General features: G+C 53.1%; 16 protein-coding genes and 2 pseudogenes. 7 read left to right on the plus strand and 11 right to left on the minus strand.

The features are described from left to right. Positions 1-359: 359 nt before the first annotated feature. The 3 genes from accC to efp form a co-directional block, all read right to left on the minus strand. Positions 360-1,697, minus strand: a complete 1,338-nt coding sequence (gene accC / locus Q0510_RS21720; RefSeq protein ID WP_298716342.1) for an acetyl-CoA carboxylase biotin carboxylase subunit — start codon at positions 1,695-1,697, stop codon at positions 360-362. 80 nt (positions 1,698-1,777) lie between these two features. Continuing rightward, positions 1,778-2,266 carry an acetyl-CoA carboxylase biotin carboxyl carrier protein gene (gene accB / locus Q0510_RS21725; RefSeq protein WP_298716345.1) on the minus strand — a complete coding sequence of 163 codons (489 nt, stop codon included), beginning with the start codon at positions 2,264-2,266 and terminating at the stop codon, positions 1,778-1,780. 67 nt (positions 2,267-2,333) lie between these two features. After that, on the minus strand, positions 2,334-2,900 hold the full coding sequence (efp, locus tag Q0510_RS21730; protein WP_298716349.1) for an elongation factor P: 567 nt from the start codon (positions 2,898-2,900) through the stop codon (positions 2,334-2,336). Between the two features lie 165 nt (positions 2,901-3,065). Between efp and Q0510_RS21735 the strand changes: the two genes are divergently transcribed. The 4 genes and pseudogenes from Q0510_RS21735 to Q0510_RS21750 all read left to right on the plus strand — a co-directional run bounded on the left by Q0510_RS21735 (position 3,066) and on the right by Q0510_RS21750 (position 5,861). Next, on the plus strand, positions 3,066-3,581 hold the full coding sequence (locus Q0510_RS21735; protein WP_298716352.1) for a peroxiredoxin: 516 nt from the start codon (positions 3,066-3,068) through the stop codon (positions 3,579-3,581). Between the two features lie 118 nt (positions 3,582-3,699). Then, positions 3,700-4,638, plus strand: a complete 939-nt coding sequence (gene mdh / locus Q0510_RS21740) for a malate dehydrogenase (RefSeq protein ID WP_298716354.1) — start codon at positions 3,700-3,702, stop codon at positions 4,636-4,638. A 263-nt stretch (positions 4,639-4,901) separates the two neighbouring features. Then, positions 4,902-5,320: pseudogene (locus Q0510_RS21745) on the plus strand (YceI family protein). Between the two features lie 76 nt (positions 5,321-5,396). Beyond that, positions 5,397-5,861, plus strand: coding sequence for a MarR family transcriptional regulator (locus Q0510_RS21750; RefSeq protein ID WP_298716359.1), 465 nt, complete (start codon positions 5,397-5,399; stop codon positions 5,859-5,861). Positions 5,862-5,870: 9 nt separating this feature from the next. Here the strand turns inward: Q0510_RS21750 and Q0510_RS21755 are convergent, their stop codons facing one another. The 3 genes from Q0510_RS21755 to Q0510_RS21765 form a co-directional block, all read right to left on the minus strand. Further along, positions 5,871-7,115: an MFS transporter gene (locus Q0510_RS21755; RefSeq protein WP_298716362.1), complete on the minus strand. Its 1,245-nt coding sequence runs from the start codon at positions 7,113-7,115 to the stop codon at positions 5,871-5,873. Between the two features lie 103 nt (positions 7,116-7,218). Further along, the gene (locus tag Q0510_RS21760; RefSeq protein WP_298716365.1) at positions 7,219-7,926 is read right to left on the minus strand and encodes a VTT domain-containing protein; all 708 of its coding nucleotides are present in this window, start codon (positions 7,924-7,926) and stop codon (positions 7,219-7,221) included. An 84-nt stretch (positions 7,927-8,010) separates the two neighbouring features. After that, positions 8,011-9,390: a cation:dicarboxylase symporter family transporter gene (locus tag Q0510_RS21765; RefSeq protein WP_298716368.1), complete on the minus strand. Its 1,380-nt coding sequence runs from the start codon at positions 9,388-9,390 to the stop codon at positions 8,011-8,013. A 201-nt stretch (positions 9,391-9,591) separates the two neighbouring features. Between Q0510_RS21765 and Q0510_RS21770 the strand changes: the two genes are divergently transcribed. Both Q0510_RS21770 and Q0510_RS21775 read left to right on the plus strand, forming a co-directional pair. Then, on the plus strand, positions 9,592-11,046 hold the full coding sequence (locus tag Q0510_RS21770; protein WP_298716370.1) for an amino acid permease: 1,455 nt from the start codon (positions 9,592-9,594) through the stop codon (positions 11,044-11,046). Between the two features lie 141 nt (positions 11,047-11,187). Next, positions 11,188-11,898, plus strand: a complete 711-nt coding sequence (locus Q0510_RS21775; RefSeq protein WP_298716372.1) for a YebC/PmpR family DNA-binding transcriptional regulator — start codon at positions 11,188-11,190, stop codon at positions 11,896-11,898. 241 nt (positions 11,899-12,139) lie between these two features. Here the strand turns inward: Q0510_RS21775 and Q0510_RS21780 are convergent. Both Q0510_RS21780 and Q0510_RS21785 read right to left on the minus strand, forming a co-directional pair. Continuing rightward, positions 12,140-12,312: pseudogene (locus tag Q0510_RS21780) on the minus strand (IS3 family transposase); the annotation flags it as partial. A gap of 95 nt (positions 12,313-12,407) precedes the next feature. Continuing rightward, the gene (locus Q0510_RS21785; protein ID WP_298716375.1) at positions 12,408-13,364 is read right to left on the minus strand and encodes a D-2-hydroxyacid dehydrogenase; all 957 of its coding nucleotides are present in this window, start codon (positions 13,362-13,364) and stop codon (positions 12,408-12,410) included. Between the two features lie 50 nt (positions 13,365-13,414). On the opposite strand from Q0510_RS21785, the gene Q0510_RS21790 reads away from it, so the two are divergent. After that, positions 13,415-13,666, plus strand: coding sequence for a hypothetical protein (locus tag Q0510_RS21790; protein ID WP_298716377.1), 252 nt, complete (start codon positions 13,415-13,417; stop codon positions 13,664-13,666). 591 nt (positions 13,667-14,257) lie between these two features. Here the strand turns inward: Q0510_RS21790 and Q0510_RS21795 are convergent. The 3 genes from Q0510_RS21795 to Q0510_RS21805 form a co-directional block, all read right to left on the minus strand. Beyond that, positions 14,258-14,419: a hypothetical protein gene (locus tag Q0510_RS21795; RefSeq protein ID WP_298716381.1), complete on the minus strand. Its 162-nt coding sequence runs from the start codon at positions 14,417-14,419 to the stop codon at positions 14,258-14,260. A 593-nt stretch (positions 14,420-15,012) separates the two neighbouring features. After that, positions 15,013-15,357: a hypothetical protein gene (locus Q0510_RS21800; RefSeq protein WP_298716384.1), complete on the minus strand. Its 345-nt coding sequence runs from the start codon at positions 15,355-15,357 to the stop codon at positions 15,013-15,015. A 24-nt stretch (positions 15,358-15,381) separates the two neighbouring features. Then, positions 15,382-16,302 (minus strand): DnaJ C-terminal domain-containing protein, encoded by a 921-nt coding sequence (locus Q0510_RS21805; protein WP_298716387.1) that lies wholly within the window; start codon positions 16,300-16,302, stop codon positions 15,382-15,384. Between the last annotated feature and the right edge of the window lie 27 nt (positions 16,303-16,329).

The raw sequence follows: 16,329 nt of genomic DNA on the forward strand, positions 1-16,329 counted from the left end.
TTTTCATCAGACATACAATGAGATAACGTTTTAAGGTTTAATGCAAGGGGCCGTCCGCAGGGATGGCCCTTTTTTATGCATTCGTACCATCATCTTCATGGTTCGTCCCATTTCCCCGAAGCGCATTGCCGCGCAGGGTACTTTTACATATCGATTTACCGATCGAACAAGAAATTAATCACCGGCAGGGTTGTTTTGCCTGGCCGGGATTGCTGCGCGGACTTACGCGCGCAGCCCCATAACCTTCGTATAATTTTATGAGAGCGGGCTGCTTTTGCGGCCTGCTATTTTAATTTGAATGGACAAAACGACAAGGGCCCCCGATTCCGGGAGCCCTTTCGTTTATTCCGTAGCTGCGGTTATTGCAGTTTGAATGTTTCAGTGAACTTGGTGGTAAAGTTGCCTTTCCGGAAGTTCTCGTCCTGCATGAGTTGCTGATGGAAGGGAATGGTGGTTTTCACTCCTTCGATCACGAATTCGGACAGGGCGCGTTCCATGGTGTTGATGGCTTCTTCGCGGGTCTGGGCCACGGCGATCACCTTGGCGACCATGGAATCGTAGTACGGCGGGATCACATAACCGGCGTAGATGTGGGAATCCACGCGCACGCCATGGCCTCCGGGTGTATGGAGGACGGTGATTTTACCCGGTGAAGGGCGGAAATCGTTATGCGGGTCTTCCGCGTTGATGCGGCACTCGATAGCGTGCATCTGCGGCGTATAGTTCTTCCCGGAAATAGGAATACCGGCGGCGATCTTGATTTGTTCCTTGATAAGGTCGAAATTGATCACTTCTTCGGTTACCCCGTGCTCCACCTGGATACGGGTGTTCATTTCCATAAAGTAGAAGTTGCGGTGCTTGTCTACCAGGAACTCGATCGTTCCCACGCTTTCGTAATTGATGGCGGAAGCGGCTTTGATGGCGGCTTCACCCATTTTTTCACGGAGCTCGGGCGTCATGAAGGGAGAAGGAGACTCTTCCACCAGCTTCTGGTGACGGCGCTGGATGGAGCAGTCGCGCTCGCTGAGGTGGCATACTTTGCCGTACTGGTCACCTGCGATCTGGATCTCGATGTGACGGGGCTCTTCCACGAATTTCTCCATGTAGATGCCGTCGTTGCTGAAAGCGGCGCGGGCTTCGTTTTTGGCCATTTCGTAGGCATTGGCGAGCTCGCTGTCGTCCCAAACCACGCGCATCCCTTTACCACCGCCGCCGGCGGTTGCTTTGAGAATAACGGGCAGGCCCATTTCCTTTGCCAGTTGCTGGGCTTCTTCCACGCTTTCGAGGAGGCCTTCGGAACCGGGGATCACGGGCACGCCGGCTGCGATCATGGTTTCTTTGGCGGTCATCTTGTCGCCCATCCTGCGGATCATTTCCGGGGTGGGGCCGATGAACTTGATGCCGTGCTCGCCGCAGATCTCTGCAAAGCGGGCATTTTCGGCGAGGAAGCCATAGCCGGGGTGGATAGCGTCTGCGTTGGTGATCTCGGCAGCAGCCATCAGGTGAGGGATATTCAGGTAAGAATCGCTGCTCTGCGGCTTTCCGATACACACGGCTTCGTCGGCGAAACGGACATGAAGGCTGTCTTTGTCCGCCGTTGAATAAACTGCCACTGTCCTGATCCCCATTTCTTTACAGGTGCGGATGATGCGCAGGGCAATCTCGCCACGGTTGGCGATCAATATCTTTTTGAACATGTTACGCGAATAGTGTTATAAAAAACAGCGAAAGGAAAAAGGTTGCAAGCAACCTTACAACCTTCGACCGTTATGCAATGTTACGGCTCTACAAGGAAAAGCGGCTGGTCGTATTCTACGGGTGAAGCGTCGTCCACCAGTACTTTCACGATCTTTCCGCTTACTTCGCTTTCGATTTCATTGAACAGTTTCATGGCTTCGATGATGCAAACAACTTTGCCCGGAGCCACTTCATCGCCCACGTTCACGAAGGACGGCTTTCCGGGGCCGGCGCTGCGGTAGAAGGTACCGATCATGGGAGATTTGATGGTGATGAGGTTGCTGGCAGCGGCAGGAGCTGCGGCAGCGGGAGCAGCAGGCGCAGCGGCAGCCGGAGCGGCTTGCGCTACGGGCTGGGGAGCAACGGCAACGGGCTGGACCGCGGTAACGGCCGGCACGGTTACGATCTGCTGTACTTCGTTATCTTTCTGCTTTATTGTAATCTTAAACTGGTCTTGTTCAATGCTCAGTTCGCTGATGTTTGACTTGTTGATCATTTTAATCAGCTCCTGAATCTGTTTAAAGTCCATGTAGACAGTTTTTGGTTTTAGTAATTTGCTGGTTCGCGAAATGATTGGATATGAGAAAAGTATATGGCTATTCTTTTACGCGCTCAATATATTCGCCGGTTTTGGTGTTGATGCGGATGAGCTCGCCTTCGTTCACGAACAGGGGCACCATGATGGTGGCTCCGCCTTCAACGGTGGCGGGCTTCAGGGTGCGGGTAGCGGTGTCGCCCTTCATGCCGGGCTCGGAATAGGTTACTTTCAGCACGATTTTGTCCGGCAGCTCCACGCTCATGGGAAGCTCCGTCTCGGTATTGATGGCGATCGCCACCTCGTCTCCGTCTTTCAGGAACTGGGGCGCGTCTATCATTTGCTCGGCCACAACGATTTGCTCGAAAGTTTCTTTATCCATGAAATTGTACCCGCTGTCGTCCTGGTACAGAAACTGGTATGCTTTTTTCTCTACGCGTACCGGGTAAATGGTATCGCCGGAGTTCCAGGTGTGTTCGATGGAACGGCTATTGTCAACCCCCTTCAATTTGGCCCATACCTTGGCAGCTGCACGGGCGGTTTTGTTCTGACCAAACTCTACAACAGAATACAAACTGTTATCCAGCTTGATGATTAATCCTGTTCTGATATCTGCGGTGGTAGCCATAAAAGGTCAAAGATTTAAAGTTAAAAATTTACATTAAGGATTGCAAAAGTAAAAATTTTAGAATATGAACAAACAAATCTTGCCGGATTTCCCACAAAAGCGGTATAGATTTGATGCCAAATGGCCCTGCAGCCGTATTACTTTAACAATTAAACAAATATAAAGATGCGTACATGGTTATTCGTGCTCTTATGCCTCCCGACAATCCTGAAAGCCCAATCCGGGCATAATCATGGCCAGGCCCAGCAGGCCGGCGCAAAGCTTCCGCCTTTCAAACAGTACACATTCGTCGCCCCTTTCCAGCTGACCGCCTACACCGGGCAGGTGTTCACCAAGAACGACCTCCCCAAGGGCAAGCCCACCATGGTATTCCTCTTCAGTGTGGAATGCGACCATTGCGCACACATGACGGAAGATATCCTGAAAAATATCGACAAGTTCAAAAAAGCCAATATCCTGATGGTAACGCCTTTCAAACTCGAACGGATGAAGGCCTGGTACGACCAATATAAAATCGGCAACTACCCGAACATCATCATGGCCGCCGAGCCCACCCGGCAGATCGTTTATTACTACGACCTGCAGAATTTCCCCGGCGTTTACCTCTATAATAAGAAAGGCCAGCTGGAAGCGGATTACGAAGGTACGGTTAAACTGGACACCGTGTTAAAGCATTTGTAAAATTTCCCCCGGGGCCCTCCAACCCGGAAATTTTAGCAGTTTGCACCGAAATTACGGTTACGATATCCTATTTTTGTTACCCAAATAATTCTTCACCCTTTTTAAATATTCAGATACGATGAAAGTAACTGTTGTAGGAGCTGGAAACGTGGGCGCAACCTGCGCTAACGTGCTGGCCCACAGAGATTTCCTGCAGGAAGTTGTGCTGCTCGACATCAAGGAAGGCACCGCGGAAGGCAAAGCGCTCGACACCTGGCAGCAAGCCCCGATCGATTACTACAGCACCAAAGTGACAGGCGTTACCAACGATTATGCTAAAACCGCCGGCAGCGACGTAGTGGTAATCACCTCCGGCCTCCCCCGCAAACCCGGTATGAGCCGCGACGACCTGATCTCTACCAATGCCAATATCGTTAAATCTGTTACCGAGAACATCAACAAATATTCTCCCGACGCTATCATCATCGTAGTTTCCAACCCGCTGGACGTTATGACGTACTGCGCGTTCCTCACCGCGAAGAAAGACAGCTCCAAAGTGTTCGGCATGGCCGGTATCCTCGATACCGCCCGTTACCGCGCCTTCCTGGCGGACGAGATCGGATGCTCCCCCAAAGACATCCAGGCCATCCTCATGGGCGGCCACGGCGATACCATGGTTCCCCTCCCCCGCTACACCACCGTTGCCGGTATCCCCGTAACGGAGCTGGTGGCTGCCGACAAACTGGATGCCATCATCCAGCGCACTAAAGTTGGCGGCGGCGAAATCGTGAACCTCCTCGGCACCTCCGCCTGGTACGCCCCCGGAGCAGCAGCAGCCCAAATGGTAGAAGCGATCGTGAAAAACGAAAAACGCATCTTCCCCGTTTGCGCATGGCTCACCGGCGAATACGGCCTGAAAGACATCTACCTCGGCGTTCCCGTAGTACTCGGCACCAACGGTATCGAGAAAATCATCGAACTCGACCTGAACGAAGGCGAAAAAGCCCTCCTCCACACTTCCGCCAAACACGTGAAAGAAGTAATGGACGTGCTCGACAACATGAAAGCTCCCGCCTGATAAAGGCACCTCATCTTACCGAAAGCACCCGGCAACGGGTGCTTTCCTTTTTTCCACCGCACCCCGTCCCGTTCATATCATTGATTATCGTACATTTGTAACGGACTACATCAACTAAAATCAACACCGGTCCCAAAAACCATGTCATGAGCAAGCTACTGTTTGCCATACTGTTATGCTCTTCGTTGGCCTCGATAGCACAAAGCCCGGTCTGGAAAGCAGACCGCGATCACTCGTCCGTATCATTCTCCGTCACCCACCTCATGATCTCCAAAGTGGAAGGCAGGTTCCGGGAGTTCGACGGCAACATCACCGCCGCCAAACCCGACTTCTCCGACGCCTCCATAAACGCGACAACCACCTAAAATCGAGCGATTTCCTCCACGCGGAACAGTTCCCCAGGCTCTCGTTCCAAAGCACCGCCTTCCGCCGCATCACCGAAGGCAGGTACCAGCTGGAAGGAGACCTTACCATCCGCGACGTCACCCGCCGCGTCAAATTCAACGTCACCTACGGCGGAATTACCTCCGAAGGCAAGAAACAAAGCGCCACGTTCAAAGCGACCACCTACATCAACCGGTTCGACTATAACCTGCAGTGGGACAAACTCACCGAAGCAGGCGGCATGGTAGTCGATAAAATGGTCAGTATCATGCTCAAACTGGAATTCGTAAAACAGTAAACGGCCGCACCCCGGAGCCCCCGTTGCGCTCCATTTGCCGCCAATCCGTTAATATTGCAAGATATCTTTGCTGCATATGTCCAATATTGAAAAATTAATCTCTATCAGGAACTTCACCAGTGAACACCATAAAGGGCTCGTCAGCCTCATCTTCGTAGGCAACTGGATTATTTCCAAACACCAGAATTTTTTCAAGGAATACGATATCACCATGCAGCAGTTCAATATACTGCGCATCCTGCGCGGGCAACACCCCAAATCCGCCAGCATCAACACCCTCAAGGAGCGCATGCTCGACAAAATGAGCGACGTGTCCCGCCTCGTGGAAAGGCTCCGCAAAGCCGACCTCGTGGAAAGGAAAAGCTGTGAGGCCGACCGGCGCGCGGTAGACGTGAAAATCTCCGCCAAAGGCCTCGACCTCCTGAAAGAAATTGATGAAAAACTCGACAAACTGGAAGAACCCCTCAAACATTCGCTGTCTGACAAGGAAATGGTGCAGCTCAATAAACTGCTGGACAAAATCCTCAGCTCCTACGAATAACGCTGCTCCCTACTCCTCTACATAATCCAGGTCTTTCCCGAACGTTTCCTCCATAGAATACGCAAAAACAAACGCCAGCACGATACTGAGCACGCCGGTCACCAGGCCGCTCTGCAGGTAGCTCAGCCCCGCGGTCTGCAATCCCCCGAACACCAGCGAAATCACCGGCAGCAGGCCCCGCGCGTAATTCGGTACGGTCGTAGCCGCCGTAGCCCTCAGGTTCGTGCCAAACTGTTCCGCCGCCACCGTCACGAAAATCGCCCAGAAGCCTACGCTGAAGCCCATAATGCCGCATACGGTGTAAAACATCGTAACGCTCGCGTCGTACATGAGGAAATACAGGATCACGCTGGCCAGGCAAAGGGCGTAGAAGATGTACAGCACCTTCTTCCTGCTGCGGAGCACCTGGCTCAGGTAGCCGCTCGCCAGGTCCCCGAAAGTGAGGGCGGCGTAACAGATCATGATCGCCTTGCCCGGGTCGATCGGGCCCTTCACCCCCATTTTTTCCGCAAAAGCGTTGGAGAACGTCATCAGGATACCCACTACGAACCAGGTGGGCAACCCGATCATGATGCATTTCAGGTAACGGAAAAATCTTTCCTTATCGGTGAAGAATTTAAAGTAATTGCCGCGGCTCACGCCGGATGTCTTTATATTATTGAACATCCCTGACTCCACCACGCTGATGCGCAGGATGAGGAGCGCCAGGCCCAGCCCGCCGCCGATGTAATAACAGATCCGCCAGTTATCGCCGAAGTATTCGGATACGAAATAAGCTGCCACCGCGCCGGAGATCCCGACACTGGCCACGATCATGGTGCCGATGCCGCGCTTCTCCTTCGGCAGCACTTCCGAAACGAGGGTGATCCCCGCACCCAGTTCTCCCGCCAGGCCCAGGCCCGCCACGAAACGCCAGACCATATACCAGAAAATGGCATTTTCTCCCCCTACCATCCCATTGGCGACATTGGCCACGGAATACAGGAGGATGGATCCGAAAAGGACGGACAGCCGTCCCCGTTTATCGCCCAACACCCCCCAGATGATCCCCCCGATGAGCATGCCTACCATCTGGATATTGATCAGCCACATGCCCACGGAATCGATTTCGGCGGGGGATAGTCCGAGTGATGCAAGGCTCTTGATCCGGATGATACCGAACAGGAGCAGGTCGTAAATGTCGACGAAGTAACCCAGGGAAGCCACGATAACGGCGGCATTCAGCAATTTGACGGGCTTGTTGGCGGAATTCATAAAGGGCTTGACGATTTAGGTTGATACGTGGATGCGGAAAATAGGTTCTCTATAAAAAGAAAGAGACGCAAAATTATTGCGTCTCTTCAAATATCAAAATTTATTAAGGTTTTACTTCTTCCTGCTTTTCAGGCTTCGGCGTTTCGATGGGGTTGCCGAATTCATCGAAGTGGGCGTGGATGCCGGATTTCCCGAAAATCATTTTGAACGCCACCGGCAGGGTTGTGATCACCACGATGATTACGATGATCCATTCCAGGTGGTTTTTCAGTGTTGGGAAGGCTTTATCGAGGAAGTGGCCTGCCAGCATCAGCGAAAATACCCAGGTAAAGGAACCAACGATGTTCCAGAACATAAATTTTTTTCGCTCCATCCCCACGATCCCCGCGATGATGGGGGCGAACGTACGGACGATGGGAAGGAAACGGGCCACGAAAATTGCGCCGCCGCCATATTTGTCATATACTTCTTTCGCCTGCCAGAGGTGCTTTTTCTTGAACAGGAAGCTATCTTTTCTTTTAAACAGGATGGGCCCGGTTTTTCTGCCGAACCAATACCCCACGATATTTCCGAGCACGCCCATAATCGCGATGATGGTCATCATCACTACAAGCGGCATATTGAAAAAGCTTTCGGCCAGCAATTCTGCATAAATACCTGCCACAAAAAGCAAGGAATCACCCGGGAGGAAAAATCCGATAAACAAGCCCGTCTCCGCGAAAATTATCGCCAGGATCAGGTAATAACCTCCGTTTGCTATAATCCACTCAGGGTTAAGAATGTGCTTGAAAAAATCAATAATCTGGTCCATGCTGATGTTTAAACTATCTGTTTTAAGCGGCTAAAAATAATCTTTTATATGTCAAGAGGAAGTTAATATTTCCTGAAAGGTGCCTTAGGCTTTGGTTTCAGGCGACAAATTCTTGAAATCGACTTCTCCTTCCCACTTTCCGATCACGGCAGTGGCCAAACAGTTGCCTATTACGTTTACCGAGGTCCGCGCCATGTCCATAAGCTCGTCGATACCGAGGATCAGGAATACCGGCCATACCGGCAGGTGGAAGGAGGCTACCGTGCCAAGGATGATCACCAGGGTTGCACGGGGCACACCGGCCACGCCCTTGCTCGTCAGCATCAGGGTAAACACCATGAGGATCTGCTGGGGCCAGGTGAGCGGCGTGCCGGCCGCCTGGGCTACGAACACCGACGCCAGGGCCAGGTACAAGGTGGAACCATCCAGGTTGAAGCTATAGCCGGTCGGCATTACGAACGCGATGATCTTCCGCGGAACCCCCATCCGCTCCATGGCCTCCATGGCCTTGGGCAGCGCGGATTCCGAACTGGTAGTGGCAAACGCGATGGACACCGGCTCTGAAATTTCCTTGATAAACCGCCTGATGGGCAGGCCGATGATGAGCGCCACCGGCACAAAAACCACCAATACGAATACCGCCAGCGCGGCATACAGGGTAATGAGCAGCTTGAAGAGGTTCCCCAATACGTCGAGCCCGCCGTGGCCCACCGTGTAGGCGATGGCGGCGCCCACGCCCACCGGGGCGAAGTACATCACGATATTGGTGAATTTGAACATGGTTTCGGAAAGACTGCCGCAGAAATCCAGCATGGGCTGGCGCATTTTGTCTTTCACCATGAGCAGCGCGATCCCGAAAATCACGCTGAACACCACGATGGGAAGGATTTCTCCATGGTAGATGGATTTGGCGATGTTTTCCGGGAAGATGTGCAGGATGATATCCTGCCAGTTCTGCGGTTTGGTGGCCGGCAGCTCTTCGTGGCCCACAGGCGGCTGGGGAACACCCACACCCGCCTGGGAAATATTGATGGCCGCCAGGCCGATGAACAGGGCGATGGTGGTGACGATCTCGAAATAAACGAGTGATTTCCAACCCATACGGCCCACCTGTTTGATATCGGAGTGCCCGGCGATGCCCACCACGAGCGTGGCAAAGAGCAGCGGGGCGATGATGGTCTTGATCAGTTGCAGGAAGACTTTACTGAGCACCTGGAAGTTCACGGCGATGGCGGGCCAGTCGTGCCCCAGTTCGCCGCCCACGAGCATACTCACGAGGATCCAGGTGGTGAGGGATTTCTTGGCGATGGCATACCAGACAAAAGCGGCCACGGTGATCCAGCGGGTGATCATGAGCAGGTCGGCAGGGAAAGTGCCTGTGAAGTTGTAATCAATGACATGCAAGATGGCCACAATCGTAAACACGATCAATGCGGTGATCCCTGCCTTCCTAATATTCATCATGAAATAGCGGTGATTTATTTGGTTTAGATCCTATAAAAGTTGCCCAAAAATAAGGTTCTCGGGCGAAATTCCCGCAGATACCCCCTACCGCTCGTACATAAAATAAAATATGGGTTTTATCCTGAACACATTATATTTGACGATCTGAAAACAAATCTAACCGCTAGTTTCTAGTATCAACCATCAACTTCTATTCAATTTATGAGTAACCTTTTTGCCAAGAAACCGATGTCGGTCCTGCTCGGTGAAGCAGCAGACTCTGAAAAAGGTCTGAAACGGACACTCGGTTCAGGGGCGCTCGTTGCATTGGGTATCGGAGCCATCATTGGTGCCGGCCTCTTTTCCCTGACAGGCATCGCGGCGGCAGAGAATGCCGGTCCCGCGGTAACCATCTCCTTCGTACTCGCCGCTGTCGGTTGCGGTTTTGCAGGCCTCTGCTACGCAGAATTCGCCTCCATGATACCGGTTGCCGGAAGCGCCTACACCTACTCCTATGCCACGATGGGCGAATTCATCGCCTGGATCATCGGTTGGGACCTGGTGCTGGAATACGCCCTCGGCGCCGCCACGGTGGCCGTTAGCTGGTCGAAGTATCTCCTGGAGCTCCTCCACAAATTTGGTATTCATATCCCCCACCAGTTTGCCGCCTCCCCCTGGGAAACGGTGAACCTCAGCGATGGGACCATCATCAGCGGCGGCTGGTTCAACCTTCCCGCCGTTATCATCGTCTGCCTCCTTTCGCTGCTCCTCATCAAGGGTACCCGCGAATCCGCAGGGATGAACAACTTCCTCGTGATCCTGAAAGTAACCGTGGTGATCGTATTTATCGTTCTCGGCTGGAGCCACATCGACCCCGCCAACTACGATCCTTACATCCCCACTAATACCGGTAAATACGAAAACTTCGGGTGGACGGGCATCGCCACCGGGGCCGCCGTGGTGTTCTTCGCCTTCATCGGCTTCGACGCCGTGTCCACCGCCGCCCAGGAAGCCAAGAACCCCCAGAAAGGCATGCCCATCGGCATCCTCGGTTCCCTCCTGATCTGCACCATATTATATGTGCTCTTCGCCCACGTTATGACCGGGCTGCTGAACTATAAAGAATTCGCCGGCGACGCCAAACCCGCTGCCACCGCCTTCGCGCAAACCGGGTACGACTTCCTGCAAACCGGCCTGATCATCGCGATCCTCGCTGGTTATACCTCCGTGATCCTGGTGATGATGCTGGGCCAGTCCCGCGTGTTCTACTCCATGAGCCGCGACGGCCTGCTGCCCAAATTCTTCAGCGACGTACATCCCAAATTCCGCACCCCCTGGAAAACGAATGCGTTCTTCATGGTGTTCGTCAGCCTGTTCTCCGGCCTCGTTCCGGTGAGCGACCTCGGCCACATGGTGAGCATCGGTACCCTCTTCGCCTTCTCGCTGGTGTGCGTGGGCGTATTGATCATGCGCAAGAAAATGCCGGAAATACCCCGCGCATTCAAAACGCCGCTGGTACCCTTCGTGCCCATCATGGGTATCCTGGTATGCACTTACCTCATGTACTCCCTGCCCCCCGAAAGCTGGGGCCGCCTCGCCATCTGGCTGGGCCTCGGCCTGCTGATTTATTTCACCTACAGCCGTCATAACAGCAAACTGGGCAACAACAAACCGTAAAATCGCATCTATCCATACAAAATCCCGCCGCAATGGCGGGATTTTTATTTCCCCGAATCCCGGATTTGCCCGGAATTTAATATTTTTGCAGCCTCCTTATTCGCCGGTCCGCCGGCACATAAGCAAACTCTTTCAAACACTATGGGACGTATTTTTGAAGTAAGAAAAGCGACCATGTTCGCCCGCTGGGACCGCATGGCCAAACAATTTACCCGCATCGGTAAGGAAATCGCCATGGCGGTGAAACAAGGCGGTCCGGACCCTGACAACAACCCCGCACTCCGCCGCTGCTTCCTGAACGCCAAGGGCGTAAACATGCCGAAAGACCGTGTGGAAGCCGCCATCAAACGCGCGATGGGGAAAGATAAGACTGATTATGAAGAAGTTGTATACGAAGGATATGCCCCCCATGGCATTGCCGTGATGGTGGAAACCGCTACCGACAACACCACCCGTACCGTTGCCAACGTGCGCATGCACTTCAACAAAGAAGGCGGCAGCCTCGGCAACAGCGGATCCGTAGCCTTTATGTTCAACCGCCTGGGCGAATTCAAAATCAAGAACAACGGCCAGAACCTGGAAGACCTCGAACTGGAACTGATCGATTTCGGACTGGAAGAAATCGGGGAAGACAGCGAAGGCAACATCATCGTGCGCGCCACTTTCACCGAATTCGGCAACATGGCCAAAGCGCTGGAAGAAAAAGGCCTGGAAGTGATCGCCTCCGAGCTGAAGCGCATCCCCGCCAACACCGTGGAACTCAACGAAGAACAAGCCAAGGAAGTGCTCCAGCTGATCGACCGCCTCGAGCAGGACGAAGACGTTCAGCAGGTTTTCCACAACCTGAAATAATCGCCCCCACGATATATTCGCAAAGGCCCGCCCAACCGGCGGGCCTTTTTATTAAGCCCACCCGGAATAAGGCGCGGATCGGGTTTGTTGAGACGCCATTCCAGTTGCGATTATCTGCCCCCCGAACAAACCTACCGGAAAGCCACCGGAGAATTTAAAAAAACACTGGAAGCCGCCCTCAAGGAAGCCTGTAAAATGAAGGCAGGACGAAAAGTCGACCTGTAAACCGGAAACAGGATTTATGTTTTCTCAACCACACCAAAACAGTGCTCCGCCCCTGAATACCATAACGTTTTGTGCCTGCTTGTAACTCAATGCGCCTTTTTCAACCTCTCCAACTACTTGTAATTTAAAAGCAAGGGTATAATCCCGTTGACTTCGATGAACTCCTGATAGTGACTTAGATTTACTCATTTTGATAAATTTGGTGTCAACATATTTCAGGACGGGTCACCCGCATACAAAAAGCCTTCAGGCAGCAGGCTTTTTAATATTGTGCAGGTCCGGGACTATCCGCCGATGACATTTTGCGGCTTCCCGTCCAGGAAAGCTTTCACATTTTCCACCGTTTTATCCATGAGCCGCGAACGCGCTTCCCGGGTAGCCCAGGCGATGTGCGGCGTGATGTAGCAGTTGCGGGCCGATAGCAGGGGATTGCCTGCCGGAGGGGGCTCGGCCGATAAAACATCCAGTCCCGCCCCCGCGATGACGCCTTTGTTCAGTGCATCCGCCAGGTCGGCTTCATGAATAAGGGGGCCGCGGCTGGTATTGATAAGGAACGCGGAAGGTTTCATGGTGGCGAGCAGGGCGGCGTTCACGAATTCTTTGTTGGCGTCGTTCAGCGGGCAATGGAGCGAGACCACGTCGGCCTCCCGGAAACAGGTGGCCTGGTCGGTGAAGGTGACGCCTTGCATTTTGTCGCGCTCGGGATGTTTGTGGCTCACGATCACGCGCATACCGAATGCCATGGCGATGCGGGCCACCGACTGGCCGATCTGCCCGAATCCGATGATGGCCAGCGTTTTGCCGGCGAGCTCCATGAGGGGCATTTTCCAGTAGCTGAAATCGGGGCTGGCGGTCCAGTCGCCGTTGCGGACGGAAGCGGCGTGCAGGCCTACCCCCTGGCAGAGTTCGAGGATAAGGGCGAAAGTGAGCTGTGCAACGGAGGCGGAGCTGTAGGCGGGCACGTTGGAGACGGTGATGCCTTGCGCGCGGGCGGCGGCTACGTCCACTACGTTGTACCCGGTGGCCATGACGCCGATGTATCGGAGGTCCGGCAGTTGTTGGATGACGGACGCGGGGATGAGGGATTTATTGGTGAGGAGGATGTTGGCTCCGCGGGCGCGATCGGCTACGGCGCCGGGTGCCGTCCTGTCGTGGACGGTTACGGTGCCGAGGGCTTCCAATGCGCTCCACGACAGATCTCCGGGCTGCAGGGCATATCCATCCAGAACTACGATCTTCATTTGCGCTTATTTTTGGTGAAGGACTAAAATAAGAAAAGCAATCCGCAAACGTGCATGTCTTCCTGGTGTTTCCCGGTCATAAAAATGGGATCAGTCTGGTTGCCGTGAAGGCAGCTTTTCTGATCCCGGTTGCAAAAATCAACAAAAATGATCCAGGTTCATGCTTGACGACCTGGTTATACGGCGGGTTGCTATTGACTGCAATGGATGTAAAAAAATTGCCCGTCAATGTGACGATGCTGCAGTGCAACATCCCTGGCGGCAATCAAATGATGTGGTTAACAAACAACATCACCCATTAGCTATTTAACGATTAAATCCTTTTGGAAAAGTCCAGTTTATGATTGCTTGCCTGCCTTGCATCGGCATGCTGAACACCAATTTGGAGGGTGGAAAAAACCCGTTTATGACTGCTTGCGTGCCGATGCGGCGCAATGCACCCTGCTGATACCGGTTTTCCAGGTGAGCCGGAGTATCTGCACTTCTTTCACAGGTCCTGCCATGTTTCATGCGCGGCCAACCCCAAAACTTCATTACCTGTTACGTGCTCCATTCCCTGCTTGCATCGGTAAGGATGCATCATTATGCCTTCGACTCACGGGGACGGCTATAACCGGGGCGGGCAGTGGATTACCTGCTACATGCTTCTTCTCCAGCTTGCATCCGTAGGCTGCATCATTTTGCCTTCTCCTCACGGGGATGGCTATAACCGGGGCGGGCAGTGGATTACCTGCAGCATGCTCTAACCCTGTTTGCATCGGTAAGGCTGCATCTTTATGCCTTCGACTCACGGGGACGGCTATAACCGGGGCGGGCAGTGGTTTCAGGGTATCGGGCCAGCAATGGGATGAAGGGGGATAAGATACCCGGGCGGCAACAGGTGCTTGTTTTCCTTAGCGTAACAATTGCACTTTATGAAAAACATTGTTGAGCTTGTCGATCACGAAATTGCCATAAATCGACCGGTATGTGCCATAGCAGGTTTTACCGCTGACTTCCATATTGTGCTCTTTGCCCAGCGGGTGCATCCCTTCAACCAGGCCCGTAAACCGCATCCGTTGTAATTGGCCGCCGCAACGGCATTTGATTTCAGAAAGCTTCTTGTGAGAGTATACAATGGTACTGCATCTAATACATCTTGCTTCCATAGTTCAGTTACGTTTGTTTGTTACAAATTTTGGTTGTCTAACGCAAGTCTTCCTTGAGCGTAAAAAATAGCACGGGTAACAAACAGCTCATGTGTTTGTATAGTCTAAAGAGGAGAAAAATGTTGCAGAGGGTTAAAAGAAGAAGAAAACCTGAGCCTGTTTTTTCCGGGAGGTTACTCCGGCAATGTTTGGATCATGGTTAAAAATGCTTTTAAAAACCAGGCCAGGTTCGTAGCAAACAATTTCAAAGGATATGGGTGAAATCATTGTTGGATCTGGCGCCACGGCTTCCCGCAACCCGCTGAATAAAGAAGGCCGCCCCTTACAGAACGGCCCCCTTTTTCAGCCTATTTGAACCGTCTAAGCAATTTCATTGTTGATCGTGACTGCAATTTATCTCATTCCATTAACCAATGAATAGCAAACAGAATAATGAACAGACAATGAACATTCCTGACGAAAATGAACAAGCAAGTATTTGATAATAAGATAGATATGAATTAAAATGAATAACTTTTCTTAAACAGCATCCACTGGGCCTGCGCGACCGCAGGATTGCGGGGATCGCTGTTAACGATTAATAAATACCCCGCCAGCCGGCTCAATTGCCAATCCTCCGCCATCTCACCTCCCTGCCAGCAGTAAATTCGCCGGAAATTCAACGTCACCGGCATCCGCAATGCCGCACAGGCCTGCATTGCACGGTCCAGCGCCATCCGCAGGCCATCCGCCGTATACCCCAGCATTTCCCGCAACTCACTGGCGTAAAAATCAGGCGCCGCATCCGCCTCCACCCGGTGCTGCTGCTCCAGGATCGCCTCCAGGTAATCGATTGTCTGTAACATAAGCTTTCATTTTTTACAGATTTACTATTCGCGTTTCGCCAGCTTCCGGAACAGCTCCTTCTCCTCTTCCGTCAGCTGCTGCGGCACGGTAATCCTGATCCTCACATAAAAATCCCCCGGCACACCGTTCCCTCCTTCCGCCTCCGGCAACCCTTTCCCCTTCAACCGGAACAACCGCCCGCTATCCGAACCCTCCGGGATCGTCAGCTGCACCGCGCTCCCCGGCACCGGCACCTGCACCTTACCGCCCAACACCGCCGTATACACATCTACCGGCACCTCCAGGTACACATCCCGACCCTTCAGCTCATACCCCGCTCCCGGTGCAATGCTCACTTCAATCAGCAAATCCCCTGGCTCACCACCGTTCATGCCCGGGTTGCCCTTGCCCTTCAACCGCAACACCTGCCCGTCGGTCATCCCTTTCTTTATCTTCAGGTTCAGCTTCTGCCCGTTCACGTTGATCTGCCGCGTACCGCCGGTATACACCTCTTCTATCCCGATATCCATCGAAGCCTGCAGATCGCCGCCACGGCGCGTACGCGCCCTGCCCTGCTGCGCCCTGCTCCGGAAACCACCTCCGAACAGGTGCTCGAAGAAGTCCGAAAACTGGCCGCCGTCGCCAAACATATCCTCCGCACTGTACTGCCCGCCCCCGCCCTGCCGGGAACGCCACCGGCTCCAGTCAAAGTCGCCCTGCTGCTGGCCCGCCTGTTCATAATATTTCCAGTTCTCCCCGAATTCGTCGTACTTCTTCCGCTTCTCCGCATCTCCCAGCACTTCATACGCTTCGTTCAGCTCCTTGAACTTCTCCTCCGCGAGCTTGTCGTCGGGATTTTTGTCCGGGTGATACTTGACCGCCAATTTGCGATACGCCTTCTTTATCTCGTCGGCGCCCGCTTTCTTGTCCACGCCCAGTATCTTGTAATAGTCTTTGTATTCCATATCTTCAGTTATAACAATTCTTGCGCC

The sequence above is a fragment of the uncultured Chitinophaga sp. genome (genome assembly GCF_937874145.1).
Lineage (GTDB): Bacteria > Bacteroidota > Bacteroidia > Chitinophagales > Chitinophagaceae > Chitinophaga.